The 11,564-nt window shown below is 66.5% G+C and carries 14 protein-coding genes; 6 read left to right on the top strand and 8 right to left on the bottom strand.

Translation table 11 applies throughout. The features are described 5' to 3' along the window. Positions 1-2: 2 nt before the first annotated feature. The 3 genes from ACFOMH_RS15820 to ACFOMH_RS15810 form a co-directional block, all read right to left on the bottom strand. The gene (locus tag ACFOMH_RS15820; protein WP_377745683.1) at positions 3-830 is read right to left on the bottom strand and encodes a hypothetical protein; all 828 of its coding nucleotides are present in this window, start codon (positions 828-830) and stop codon (positions 3-5) included. 79 nt (positions 831-909) lie between these two features. Further along, entirely contained in the window at positions 910-2,202 is a 1,293-nt protein-coding gene (serS, locus tag ACFOMH_RS15815) for a serine--tRNA ligase (protein ID WP_377745681.1), read from the bottom strand. Between the two features lie 67 nt (positions 2,203-2,269). Then, positions 2,270-2,635, bottom strand: a complete 366-nt coding sequence (locus ACFOMH_RS15810) for a SoxS protein (protein ID WP_377745679.1) — start codon at positions 2,633-2,635, stop codon at positions 2,270-2,272. Positions 2,636-2,785: 150 nt separating this feature from the next. On the opposite strand from ACFOMH_RS15810, the gene meaB reads away from it, so the two are divergent. The 4 genes from meaB to ACFOMH_RS15790 all read left to right on the top strand — a co-directional run bounded on the left by meaB (position 2,786) and on the right by ACFOMH_RS15790 (position 5,490). After that, complete coding sequence (meaB, locus tag ACFOMH_RS15805) at positions 2,786-3,769, top strand: methylmalonyl Co-A mutase-associated GTPase MeaB (RefSeq protein ID WP_377745677.1); 984 nt, start codon at positions 2,786-2,788, stop codon at positions 3,767-3,769. A 6-nt stretch (positions 3,770-3,775) separates the two neighbouring features. Beyond that, positions 3,776-4,384, top strand: a complete 609-nt coding sequence (locus ACFOMH_RS15800; protein ID WP_377745768.1) for a methylated-DNA--[protein]-cysteine S-methyltransferase — start codon at positions 3,776-3,778, stop codon at positions 4,382-4,384. 141 nt (positions 4,385-4,525) lie between these two features. Beyond that, positions 4,526-4,801, top strand: coding sequence for a 50S ribosomal protein L28 (rpmB, locus tag ACFOMH_RS15795; protein ID WP_374425597.1), 276 nt, complete (start codon positions 4,526-4,528; stop codon positions 4,799-4,801). Positions 4,802-4,989: 188 nt separating this feature from the next. After that, positions 4,990-5,490, top strand: a complete 501-nt coding sequence (locus ACFOMH_RS15790; protein WP_377745675.1) for a copper chaperone PCu(A)C — start codon at positions 4,990-4,992, stop codon at positions 5,488-5,490. Here the strand turns inward: ACFOMH_RS15790 and ACFOMH_RS15785 are convergent. Further along, on the bottom strand, positions 5,487-6,128 hold the full coding sequence (locus tag ACFOMH_RS15785) for an arylesterase (RefSeq protein ID WP_377745673.1): 642 nt from the start codon (positions 6,126-6,128) through the stop codon (positions 5,487-5,489). The two genes, ACFOMH_RS15790 and ACFOMH_RS15785, sit on opposite strands and share 4 nt — an antisense overlap. Before the next feature lie 253 nt (positions 6,129-6,381). Here ACFOMH_RS15785 and ACFOMH_RS15780 point away from each other — a divergent pair, with 253 nt between their 5' ends. Beyond that, positions 6,382-6,963: a L,D-transpeptidase gene (locus ACFOMH_RS15780; protein ID WP_374425600.1), complete on the top strand. Its 582-nt coding sequence runs from the start codon at positions 6,382-6,384 to the stop codon at positions 6,961-6,963. Next, on the top strand, positions 6,964-8,007 hold the full coding sequence (mnmH, locus tag ACFOMH_RS15775) for a tRNA 2-selenouridine(34) synthase MnmH (protein WP_377745671.1): 1,044 nt from the start codon (positions 6,964-6,966) through the stop codon (positions 8,005-8,007). 9 nt (positions 8,008-8,016) lie between these two features. Here the strand turns inward: mnmH and ACFOMH_RS15770 are convergent, their stop codons facing one another. Genes ACFOMH_RS15770 through ACFOMH_RS15755 form a run of 4 tightly spaced genes read right to left on the bottom strand, consistent with a single transcriptional unit; the run spans position 8,017 to position 11,504 of the window. Beyond that, on the bottom strand, positions 8,017-8,820 hold the full coding sequence (locus ACFOMH_RS15770; protein WP_377745669.1) for a purine-nucleoside phosphorylase: 804 nt from the start codon (positions 8,818-8,820) through the stop codon (positions 8,017-8,019). Continuing rightward, complete coding sequence (locus ACFOMH_RS15765; RefSeq protein WP_377745667.1) at positions 8,804-9,769, bottom strand: ABC transporter permease; 966 nt, start codon at positions 9,767-9,769, stop codon at positions 8,804-8,806. Before ACFOMH_RS15765 ends, ACFOMH_RS15770 begins: the two co-directional genes overlap by 17 nt. Next, complete coding sequence (locus ACFOMH_RS15760; RefSeq protein WP_377745666.1) at positions 9,769-10,407, bottom strand: LysE family translocator; 639 nt, start codon at positions 10,405-10,407, stop codon at positions 9,769-9,771. The genes ACFOMH_RS15765 and ACFOMH_RS15760 overlap by 1 nt, the downstream gene beginning before the upstream one ends. Continuing rightward, positions 10,407-11,504: an ABC transporter permease gene (locus ACFOMH_RS15755; RefSeq protein ID WP_374425605.1), complete on the bottom strand. Its 1,098-nt coding sequence runs from the start codon at positions 11,502-11,504 to the stop codon at positions 10,407-10,409. The genes ACFOMH_RS15760 and ACFOMH_RS15755 overlap by 1 nt, the downstream gene beginning before the upstream one ends. Positions 11,505-11,564 lie beyond the last annotated feature (60 nt).

Below are 11,564 nucleotides of genomic sequence, written 5' to 3'. Positions count from 1 at the left end.
GCTCAGGTCGTGGCCCGCACAAGCCCGACCGCGATGATCGCAATGCCCAGAACCGCCGCCGTCGCGACCGCAACATCCTGCGTGACCGTGCCGGCGGCGATGCCGATCAGCCCCCAAAGCACCGCAAGGCTAAGACCGATGCGCCGGCCCAGCCGCAATTGCAGGCCAATCGCCACCAGCGCGGCGATCAGCACGACTAGCACGGCGGCGGCGGTCTGTGGCACCGATGCCAGGCGCTCTATCGTCGCGGCAAAGAGCGACAGACAGGCCAGCAGCGCCCAGCCCGTGACAAAGCCCAATGTCGAGCTGGCCTCGCCGCGCGGGCGGTCGCGCCCCTGAAAGGCCGCGCCCAGAAAACAGACCAGCATCGCCAGCGACAGCAGAAAGGCGATCGCCGGATGCGCCGTGCCCAGCCATGGCCAGATCGCCCCCAGCATCAGCCCAAGGATCAGCGACAGTTCCGTCGCATGCGCGCCATCACGGCGCGGCATCGGGGGGAACGCGCCCGTGCCCGTCTCGATATTCGTGGCGCGCGGGGCCGTCCGCCAAAGCCGGGCCAGATGCCGCAAGGCGATATAGACCAGCGCGACCCAGGTCATGACCAGAAACCCCGCCATCCCCGCATCCCGCGGGCGCAGGAACATCTCGGACAGGCTGATCTGCATGGCGTCCGGTGGGAAATGCGGCGGCAGGGACAACAGGCCAAGCGCGTCGTCGAAATCCGCGACCGCCGCCCCGCCGCTGCCCGTCGGTTGCAGCGCAAAGATCGCCGAGCTGGCGACAAAGGCCAGCGTGGCAAAGGCCAGACATATCGCCCAGAACCGTGACATAAGCAGGGAACGCCGGCCATGAGGGCCGGGTTTCCTGATTTCGCATGGGTGCGCGGGGATTATCCCCGGCTGGCCCGCCTCAGACCAGTTTCCCGTCCGCGCCCAGCCGGGTCTTGCCGCCCAGATAGGGGTGCAGCGCCTCGGGCAGGGTGACGGAACCGTCGACCTGCTGGCCGTTTTCCAGAACTGCGATCAGCGTGCGCCCCACCGCAAGCCCCGAACCGTTCAGGCTGTGGACGAATTCCGGCTTGCCGCCATCGCCGGGGCGATAACGCGCATTCATCCGCCGGGCCTGAAAATCGCCGCAATAGCTGACGCTGGAAATCTCGCGATACTTGCCCTGACCGGGCAGCCAGACCTCAAGGTCATGGGTGATGCGGGCGCCGAACCCCATATCGCCGCCGCACAACACGATGGTGCGGTAAGGCAGGCCCAGCCGCTCGAGCACCGCCTCGGCACAGCGGGTCATGCGGGCATGTTCGTCGACCCCGGTCGCGGCATCGGTGATCGAGACCATCTCGACCTTCTCGAACTGATGCTGGCGCAGCATGCCGGCGGTATCACGCCCGGCGCTGCCGGCCTCGGACCGGAAGCATTGGCTATGGGCGACCATGCGGCGGGGCAGGGTGGCGTGTTCGACGATGTCGCCATTGACCGTATTGGTCAGCGTCACCTCGGATGTCGGGATCAGCCACCAGCCTTCGCGGGTCTGATAGCTGTCTTCGCCGAATTTCGGCAGCTGGCCGGTCCCCTCCATCATCTCGGACAGAACCAGAACCGGCGTCCAGGTTTCCTCGAGCCCATGCTCGGCGATATGCAGGTCCAGCATGAATTGCGCCAGCGCGCGCTGGATGCGGGCCACGCCCCCCTTAAGCACGACGAAACGCGCCCCCGACAGCTTGGATGCGGTCTCGAAATCCATGCCGGGGCGGACGCCCTCGATCTCGAAATGCTCGCGGGCGGTGAAATCGAATTTGCGCGGATTGCCCCAGCGGCGGATCTCGACATTGTCGCTTTCATCCTTGCCGGGCGGCACGCTCTCCAGCGGCAGGTTCGGGATGCCCAAAAGCAGCTCGCGCAGCTTGCCGTCCAGCTCTGCCGCCTGCCGGGTCAGATCGGCAACGGATTGCTTTCGCTGCGCAACAAACTCGCGCAGGCGCTCGAATTCGGCATTGTCGCCACGCGCCTTGGCGGCGCCGGCTTCCTTGCTGGCCTTGTTTTGCTCGGCCTGATCGGATTCGGCCTGCATGATGGCGGCACGGCGTTGCCCATCCAGCGACAGGATTTCACCCGAAACCGGCGGCAGATTGCGAAGCGCAAGACCGGCATCGAAAGCGGCGGGGTTTTCGCGAATGGCGCGGATGTCGTGCATGGCTGACCCGTTCCTGAAAAAGGTTACGCGCCCCAGATAACCCAAGCCTTTGCCGCGCGAAACCCCGTCAACCCAGGGCGCGCGCCTCATCCAGCATCGCGTCCAGAACGTCAAAGAAACGATCCTTGCCCGGATAGCCCTCGAAACGCGCCACCTCGGTGCCCCCGCGCAACAGGATAAAGCTCGGCGACAGCCATGGCCGCCGGTCCAGCGCCAGCCCGTCGGGATAGGGGCCTTCGACATCGACCATGAATACCGGCGCCATGCGCCCCGAGGGGTGACGGGCGTAAACCGGCCCGATCTCGCGATCCCAGGCCGCGCAATAGACACAGCCCTTGCGACGCACCATCATCAGCCGCAGCCCCGGCGCCGCCCAAAGCGGCCGCGCCATCAGCAAGGCCCCCCCGGCCATCAGCCCGCGTCTCGTCCACATGTCGCATCCCCGAAACTGTTCCGGCCCAAAGGTAAACACCGCGCCCATTCGCCACAACCGTCCGGCGTTTACATATCTTTCATGTCCAAATATCCACGGGGGTGCGGGGGCAGTCGGCCCCCGCTGACCGCATTGCCACAGAGGGCCCGCATGGACGATCTGACCCAGGCGCTGACCGCCGGCAATCGCCGCGCGCTCTCCCGCGCGATCACGCTGATCGAAAGCACCCGCCCCGATCACCGCGCCCAGGGCACGGCGCTGCTTGCGGCGCTGCCCCGGCGCGAGGCGCTGCGCATCGGCCTGTCCGGGACGCCGGGCGTCGGCAAATCCACCTTCATCGAGGCCTTCGGCAAGATGCTGACCGGGCGCGGGCTCAAGGTCGCGGTGCTGGCGGTCGATCCCAGCTCGGCCCGGTCGGGGGGCTCGATTCTGGGCGACAAGACCCGGATGGAAATGCTGGCCCGCGATCCCCTGGCCTTCATCCGCCCCTCGCCGTCGCGGGCGGAACTGGGCGGCGTCGCCCGCCGCACCCGTGAAACCATCCGCCTGTGCGAGGCGGCGGGTTTTGATGTGGTGCTGGTCGAAACCGTGGGCGTGGGCCAGTCCGAAACCCTGGTCGCCGACATGACCGACCTTTTCGTGCTGCTGCTGGCGCCGGCCGGCGGCGACGAATTGCAGGGGGTCAAGCGCGGCATCATGGAAATCGCCGACCTGATCCTGATCAACAAGGCCGATGGCGATCTGCGCGACACCGCCATGCGCACCGTGGCCGATTACGCGGGCGCGCTGCGGCTGTTGCGGCGCCGCCCGCAGGACCCGCCGGGCTTTCCCAAGGCGCTGCCGGTTTCGGCCATCGCGGTTCAGGGGCTGGACACGGCCTGGGACGACATGGTGCATCTGAACGACTGGCGCCAGGCACAGGGGCACTTCCGCGCCCGCCGCGCCGAACAGGCCCGGCAATGGTTCCTGGCCGAGCTGCGCGCCGGCCTTCTGGCCCGGCTCGACCAGCCCGAAATGCGCGCCCGCCTGCGCGAGACCGGCGATTCGGTGGCGCGCGGCGATGAGGATCCGGCCGCGGCGGCGGCCCGAATGCTGGACTGGCTTGGGGCCGGGTCCGAACCGCCACCCCGCTAGGCCGTGATGCCCGCCGCCCCCGATCCCCATCTGCGCCTGCAAGAGCTTCTGGGTCATGCGCCACAAGCCCCGGACGGCGCGCCCCGGCTGCTGGCCGCGTGGTTCGACACCCCGCTGGGCGAAATGATCTGCGTCACCGGCGAGGACCGGCTGCATCTGCTGGAATTTGTCGAACGCAAGGTGCTGGCGACGGAAATGCGCCGCCTGTCGCGCGCGATGCGGGGGCGCATCGGGATCGGCCGCACCGCGCTGACCGACCGGACCGAGGCCGGGCTTGCCGCCTATTTCGCCGGCACCCGCGCGGAATTTGATCTGCCGCTGGCGCCCCTGGGCACGGGGTTTCAGCAAAAGGTCTGGGCCGAGCTTGTGCGCGTGCCGGCGGGCCTGCGCCTCAGCTATGGCGAATTGGCGCAGAGAATCGGCCGGCCCTCGGCGGTTCGGGCGGTGGCGCGGGCCAATGGCGCCAATCCCATCGCGGTGGTGATTCCCTGTCACCGGATTCTGGGTGCGGATGGTGCGCTGACCGGTTATGGGGGTGGTTTGTGGCGCAAAAGGGCGCTTCTGGACCACGAAGACGCGCATTTCGGCGCCCCGGCCGGGCAAAGCGCGCCCTAGCCATGCCCGCCCGGCCCGAAAAGGCTTGACGTTCCCGTGGACGGGCCTTATTCCCGCGCAAACGGATTTCCGGGCGCTGCCACGCGGCGCCCTTTCATATTGCGGGCCCGGCCCGCTGGATCGAATCGAAGGAACAAGATCATGTCGCGCGTTTGCGAACTGACCGGCAAAGGCCCGATGAGCGGCAACAACGTCTCTCACGCCAACAACAAGACCCGTCGCCGTTTTCTGCCGAACCTGAACGAAGTCTCGCTGATCTCGGAGAAACTGGGCCGCACCTACCAGCTGCGCATTTCGGCTGCGGCGCTGCGCTCGGTCGACCATCGCGGTGGTCTGGACGCCTTCCTGGCCAAAGCCAAGGATGTCGAGCTGTCGGACCGTGCGCTGAAAATCAAGCGCGAGCTGTCGAAAGCCTGATTCGCTTTCCACCAGCTGGGCCAGTCGATTCGAGGCCCGCTGGATGGATGCAGATCGCCCCGCCGGGATGGCGGGGCTTTTGCGTTTGCGCATGTCGCGAATGTGACGCGCATGCCGGACGATCGGGGGCTGCGGTGGCGGCGGCGCTGGATTAGCCTGTCCCGGCCAGCATCGACCACGAGGGTCCCATGAAATCGCCGTTTCTCATCCTGATGGCCTGTCTGCTGCCCTTTGCCGCACAGGCCGAAATTCGGGTCACCGATGGCTATGTCCGTGCGGCCAATCCGAAATCCGGCGCGGCCTTCATGACGATCCGGAACACCGGCGATACCGCCTGCACCCTGTCGGGCGTCAGCACCGACGCCGCCGCGCGCGCCGAGCTGCACACCAGCCGCGAGGAAAACGGCATGATGCGCATGGTCAAGGCAGATCCGATCACCATTGCGCCGGGGCAAAGCCATGTTCTGGCGCGTGGCGGCGATCATGTCATGCTGATGGGACTGCACGAGCCGCTGGCGGATGGTCGGGATCTGTTGCTGATGCTGGATCTGGGCGATTGCGGCCTGCTTTCGGTGCCGCTTCCGGTCGACAATGCCCGCAAACCCGGCGCGACGGGCGGCATGTCCGGCCATGACGGCCATGCCGGGCATACCGGACATGGGACCATGTCGCCGCAAACCCAGCCCTAGCGCGGAACCTCGGCCCGGGCGATCAGCTCTTCGACCTTGGGGCCAAGGCTTTCGACGATCAGATGCACCCCCGCCGCCGAGGCATGCAGCCGGTCCTCTTGCAGCATGGCCAGATAGCCGTCGCCGGGCAGGTCGAACAGCGGCTGATACAGGTTCGGCATCAACAGCGCATCGTGGCGCGCCGCCACGCGCGGCCATATCTCGGCCCAGGCGCGTTGCTGATCCGCGCTCAGCTCGGGCGAGGCGATGCCGACCAGCAACAGGGGCTTTTCGCCCTTTCCGGCCTGATCCAGGATCGAATCCAGATTGTTTTCGACCGACCGGGGCGTAAAGCCCAGCAACAGGTCGTTCCCGCCCAGCTCGACGATGACGGCATCGGGCTTGTGGCGCGCAACCGAATAGCCGATGCGCACCCGTCCCCCCGCCGTCGTGTCCCCCGAAAGCCCGCCATTGAGCACGACCACGTCATGGCCGCGGGCGGTCAGCCAGTTCTGCAATTGCGGCACCAGCCCGTCCTTGGGCAAGAGGCCGTAGCCCTCGGTCAGGCTGTCGCCAAAGGCGAGGATGCGCAGGGGTTCTGCGGCAACCGGCGTCGCGGCCAGCAACAGGGCAAAGAGGGCGGGGGCTTTCAGCATCATCTGGTGCATCTTGTCTGATAACGGCGGAATCGGTGCCGCATCGTGATGCGGCGCATGGGGCGATATTTGCCGGATATCGGCGGCATTGTCACATGATAGTCCCGTCATGATCCCCGCCGCAAAGGCCGGTAAGGGGGTGCCCCCGGGGACACGCCTGCGTCCCAAAGCGGCCCGTCACGGCGCTTTGAGTTGATCCCGCCGCGCCAAGCGGCTAGGCGATTGAACAAGGATTGCAAGGATTCAGGACGCAAAGATGAACCGCAGACAGATGCTGATGGCCGCACTGCCGCTGGTGGCCGCGCCGACCCTGGTGATGGCGCAGGCGCAACCGGCGCCCAAGCCTGCCGCGAAGGCCGAGGCCCGCCGCGACCCCTATGCCCCGACCGAAGTCGCCATTCGCCCCGATTTCGAGGTGGGCAGCATCGTCGTGGTTTCGAAGGATTTCTTCCTTTATCACGTCGTGGCCCCGGGCCGGGCGATCCGTTACGGCGTCGCCGTGGGCAAGGACGAGCTGGTCTGGAAAGGCCGCGCCACCGTCGGGCGCAAGACCGAATGGCCCAGCTGGACCCCCACGCCCGCGATGATCAAGCGCAAGCCCGCCCAATACGGCAAATGGGCCGATGGCATGCCGGGCGGCCCGACCAACCCTCTGGGTGCGCGGGCGCTCTATCTTTACGATGCCAAGGGCAATGACACCGCGATCCGCATCCATGGCACGACCGAGCCGGGCTCGATCGGGCGCGCGGTCTCGAACGGTTGCCTGCGCATGCGCAACGAGGCGGTGATGGATCTTTACGAACAGATCCCGGTCGGCACCCCCGTCTACGTCTACTGATTGGATATCCGTCTGATATCCTTGTCGGATCCGGTGCTTGCCGGGTTCGACACCGTGATCGATGTCCGCGCGCCTTCGGAATTCGCGGAAGATCACCTTCCGGGTGCGATCAACCTGCCGGTCCTGTCGGATGCGGAACGCGCACAGGTCGGCACCATCTACAAACAGGTTTCCCCCTTTGACGCCCGCAAGCTGGGTGGCGCCATGGTTGCCGCCAATGCCGCGCGCCATATCGCCGGACCGCTGGCCGGTTTTGGCGGCGGCTGGCGGCCCCTTGTCTATTGCTGGCGGGGCGGACAGCGTTCGGGCGCATTCGCCACCATCCTGGCCCAGATCGGCTGGCGCGTCGGCCGGATCGAGGGCGGCTACAAGGCGTGGCGGGCGCTGGTCGTGGCGCGCGTCGCGGCCCCGGTCACGGCCCCGGTCATCGTGCTGGACGGCAATACCGGCAGCGCCAAGACCGAGATCCTGCACCGTCTCGCCGCGCGTGGCCATCAGGTCATCGACCTTGAAGGTCTGGCCCATCATCGCGGCAGCCTGTTCGGCGCCATGCCCGGCGGCCAGCCGTCGCAAAAGCTGTTCGAAAGCCGGCTGGCCATGGCGCTTGAGGGGATCGACCCCAGCCGCCCCCTGTTGATCGAGGCCGAAAGTTCGCGCATCGGCCAGATCAACCTGCCGCGCGGCATCTGGGCGGCGATCATCGCCGCGCCGCGCCTGCATCTGGCGGTCCCGCTTGCGGCGCGCGCCGCCTATACCGCCCGCGCCTATGCCGATGCCGCCGCCGATCCCGACCGGGTGGCGGCCATCATCCAGAGCCTGCGCCCCCTGCATCCGGCAGAGCGGATCGCGGACTGGATGGGGCTTTGCCATGCCGGCGACTGGACCGGCCTGTCGGCGGCGCTGATGCGCGATCACTATGATCCGCGCTATGAAAAGCACCGGGCCCGCTATGATGACGGGCGCGGTCCGGTGGTCGCTCTGGACGATCTGCGCGACCTTGAGGCTGCCGCCGGCAAGGTCGAGGCCGCGCTGGCCAGGCTTTAGGCCCGGGCTTTAGCGCCCGTCGCGCAGAAACCGCCGCAGCACTTTTTCCAGCTTGGCCGCGCCAAGCGGCGCCATGGCCTTGGTATGCTCATGGCTCAGCGCCTCGTCGGACATGCCGGCGCCCATATTGGTGATGACCGAAATCGCCGCGCAACGCAGGCCAAGAAACCGGCCCAGAATGATCTCGGGGACCGTGGACATGCCGACGGCATCGCCGCCGATGATCCGGGTCATGCGAATTTCGGCGGGGGTCTCAAAGCTGGGACCGGAAAACCAGCAATAGACCCCCTCGGGCAGATCGACCCCCTCGGCCTGCGCGGCGCGGGACAGGGCCGCGCGCAGCCCGGCGTCATGGGCGTCGGTCATCGGCTGGAACCGGGCATCGGTCGCCTCGCCGATCAACGGGTTCGCACCCGACAGGTTGATGTGATCCGAAAGCATCATCAGCGATCCGGGCGGCATCGTCTCGCGCACGGAGCCTGCGGCATTGGTCAGGATCAGCTTTTCCGCCCCCAGCCCGGCCAGCACCTCAAGCGGCAGACGCATCACATCCGCCTTGCCCGATTCATAGTAATGCGCGCGGCCCCCGAACACGGCGACGCGCCGCCCCTCAAGCTGGCCGATGACCAGTTGCGGCACATGCCCCGAAACCCCGGCATGGGGAAAACCGGGAAGGTCCGAATAGGGGATCGCGACGCCCTCGACCGTGGCCGCGATATGGCCCAGCCCCGATCCCAGGATCATCCCGTATTCGGGGGCCTCGGCCCCCGCGCGGTCCTGGATCAGGCGGACAAGATCAGCGCTCTTTGACATAGGGTTCTCCGCCCGCGCGCGGCGGGATGGCGCGGCCGACAAAGCCGGCCAGAATGATGACGGTCAGGATATAGGGCAGGGCGTTCATGAACATCGAGGGCACGGTGACAAAGCCCAGATCAAGATTTGGAAAGCGGTTGCTCACCGCCTCCATCAGCCCGAACAGGAGGGTCGCGAACAGCGCCGGCCACGGCCGCCACTTAGCGAATATCAGCGCCGCCAGCGCGATATAGCCGCGCCCGGCGGTCATGTCCTTGACGAAACCCGCCGAAATCCCGGTCGCGAGATAGGCCCCGGCAATGCCGCATAAAACGCCACAGATCGCCACCGCCGCATAGCGCATGCGGGTCACCGACACCCCGGCGGTATCGACCGAGGCCGGGTTTTCCCCCACCGCCCGCAGCCGCAGGCCAAAGCGCGTGCGGTAAAGCACCCACCATGTCAGGGGAACGCAAAGAACCGCGACATAAACCAGAATCGTGTGCCCCGAGATCAGTTCCGAATAGATCGGCCCGATCACCGGCACATCGCGCAGGCTGTCGGCAAACGGCAGGGTGATGGCGTTGAACCGCGCCCCCCCTTCAAGCGAGGGGGTGCGTCCGCTCAGCCCAAAGATCTTCTGGCCCAAAAGCACGGTCAGCCCGGCGGCCAGAAAGTTGATCGCCACCCCGGAAATCAGCTGGTTGCCCCGAAACGTGATCGAGGCCAGCCCGTGGATCAGCGACAGCATCAGCGATCCCGCGATCCCGGCCAGCAAGCCCAGCCAGACATTGCCCGTCACATAGGCGACCGAGGCCGAGGTAAAGGCCGCCATCAGCATCTTGCCCTCAAGCCCGATGTCGAAAACGCCCGCGCGTTCGGAATAAAGCCCCGCAAGACAGGCCAGCAGCAAGGGCGTCATCAGCCGCAGCGCGCTGTCGAGAATGGCGATGATCGTCGAGAAATCCATCAGCGATGCTCCGTAGCCATGCGCAAAGCCATCGCGCCCAGAAAGATACCCAATGCCCCCTCGATCCAGCGGCGGGCGCGGTTATAGGCGTGGCGGACCGGGCGGCTGGACAGGATGACGGCGTAAAAGCCGTGACCGGCCAGCGACAACAGCATGCCGCCAAGCGCAAAGACCAACAGAACCGCCAGCGGCGCGCCCTGCGCCGGACCGGCGCTGACGGCGGCCATCCAGAACACCAGCGCCTTGAGATTGGTCAGCTGCAAGCCCAGCCCGATCAGAAACAGCCGGGCCAGCGGCTGGCGCTGCTCTATCCCGGTCACGCGCACCTGCGGCGGGGCCAGCGCCTTCTTGCAGGATTTCCACGCCAGCCATGCCAGATAGGCCGCGCCCAGATAGCGCAGCAGGGTCCCGGCCCATGCGACCTGCTGGACCAGCAGGCCAAGACCCATCGCCGTCGCGAGCGCCAGCATTCCCGCCCCGACTGCGATCCCGAAAGCAGCCGTAAGCGCGGCGGGACGTCCCTGTTCGGCACCGATCCCCAGCAACAGGGCGACCGCGGGGCCGGGCGACATGACCCCCACGATCTGGATCGAATAGGCGGCGACAAAGGCCGGCAGATAGGGCATCAGCCAGTCCATCACGCGCCTCGTTTCCGGCGGATCGACAGGAACAACCGTTCCAGCGGCATCCGCACCATATTGTCCAGGGCCCCGGTGAACAGAATGACCAGCGCCTGAATGACCACGATCAGCTCGCGCGGGATATTGGCCCAAAGCGCCAGCTCCAGCCCGCCCTGATAGAGAAACCCGAACAAAAGCGCGGCCAGAAAGATCCCAAAGGGATGGTTGCGCCCCATCAAGGCCACGGCAATGCCGATAAAGCCCGCGCCTTCGGCGGCGTTCAGCACCAGCCGCTCGGCCTCGCCCATGACATTGTTGATCGCCATCAGACCGGCCAGCGCGCCGGAAATCAGCATGGCGAGAACGGTGATGCGCACCGGCGAAATCCCGGCATAAAGCGCCGCCGGCTCGGATTTGCCAAAGGCGCGGATCTCATAGCCCAGCCGCGTGCGCCAGATCAGCAACCAGATCAGCACACAGGCGGCGATGGCGATGAACAGGCTGATATTGGCGGGCGTGTTCTTGCCCCATTCGAACCCCATGGCCAGCGCCATGTCGTAAAGCTTGGGCAGATGCGTGGCCGGCGGAAAACTGGCCGAGGCCGGATCGCCGCTGCCCTGCGGGCGCAGGACATAGACCAGCATATAGTTCAACAGCCCCGCGGCGATAAAGTTGAACATGATCGTGGTGATGACGATATGGCTGCCGCGCCGGGCCTGAAGCCAGGCCGGGATCAGCGCCCAAAGCGCGCCGAAAAGCGCCGCCGCCGCCATCGCCCCGATCAACGCCAGCGACCAATGCGGCCATGGCACCGCCAAAAGCACCAGCGCGACCCCCAGCCCGCCCAGCATGGCCTGCCCCTCACCACCGATATTGAACAGCCCGGCGTGATAGGCGACCATCACGGCCAGCCCGGTAAAGACGAAATTCGTGGTGTAATACAGCGTATAGCCCCAGCCATAGCTGGACCCCAGCGCGCCCTCGACCATGATCTTCAAGGCTTCGACCGGGCTTTCCCCGATGGCCAGAATGACCAGCGCCGAAATGGCAAAAGCCAGAAAAAGTGAAATCAGAGGCGTCAGGATCACATCCGCCCATCTTGGCATCTTGTCCATCATTCCTCCCCTAAGCGGGCCAGTCTTTCATGGATAAATATCCCCGCCGGAGGCACCGGG

Source organism: Paracoccus mangrovi (genome assembly GCF_042648425.1).
Lineage (GTDB): Bacteria > Pseudomonadota > Alphaproteobacteria > Rhodobacterales > Rhodobacteraceae > Paracoccus > Paracoccus mangrovi.
Note: the sequence above shows the minus strand (reverse complement) of the source record. Positions and strands in the feature narration are given on the sequence as shown.

Bases quoted from the DNA above. Each gene is read 5' to 3' on its own strand.
- ACFOMH_RS15820 (WP_377745683.1), bottom strand. From the start codon at position 830: ATGTCACGGTTCTGGGCGATATGTCTGGCCTTTGCCACGCTGGCCTTT.
- serS (WP_377745681.1), bottom strand. From the start codon at position 2,202: ATGCACGACATCCGCGCCATTCGCGAAAACCCCGCCGCTTTCGATGCC.
- ACFOMH_RS15810 (WP_377745679.1), bottom strand. From the start codon at position 2,635: ATGTGGACGAGACGCGGGCTGATGGCCGGGGGGGCCTTGCTGATGGCG.
- meaB (WP_377745677.1), top strand. From the start codon at position 2,786: ATGGACGATCTGACCCAGGCGCTGACCGCCGGCAATCGCCGCGCGCTC.
- ACFOMH_RS15800 (WP_377745768.1), top strand. From the start codon at position 3,776: ATGCCCGCCGCCCCCGATCCCCATCTGCGCCTGCAAGAGCTTCTGGGT.
- rpmB (WP_374425597.1), top strand. From the start codon at position 4,526: ATGTCGCGCGTTTGCGAACTGACCGGCAAAGGCCCGATGAGCGGCAAC.
- ACFOMH_RS15790 (WP_377745675.1), top strand. From the start codon at position 4,990: ATGAAATCGCCGTTTCTCATCCTGATGGCCTGTCTGCTGCCCTTTGCC.
- ACFOMH_RS15785 (WP_377745673.1), bottom strand. From the start codon at position 6,128: ATGATGCTGAAAGCCCCCGCCCTCTTTGCCCTGTTGCTGGCCGCGACG.
- ACFOMH_RS15780 (WP_374425600.1), top strand. From the start codon at position 6,382: ATGAACCGCAGACAGATGCTGATGGCCGCACTGCCGCTGGTGGCCGCG.
- ACFOMH_RS15770 (WP_377745669.1), bottom strand. From the start codon at position 8,820: ATGTCAAAGAGCGCTGATCTTGTCCGCCTGATCCAGGACCGCGCGGGG.
- ACFOMH_RS15765 (WP_377745667.1), bottom strand. From the start codon at position 9,769: ATGGATTTCTCGACGATCATCGCCATTCTCGACAGCGCGCTGCGGCTG.
- ACFOMH_RS15760 (WP_377745666.1), bottom strand. From the start codon at position 10,407: ATGGACTGGCTGATGCCCTATCTGCCGGCCTTTGTCGCCGCCTATTCG.
- ACFOMH_RS15755 (WP_374425605.1), bottom strand. From the start codon at position 11,504: ATGGACAAGATGCCAAGATGGGCGGATGTGATCCTGACGCCTCTGATT.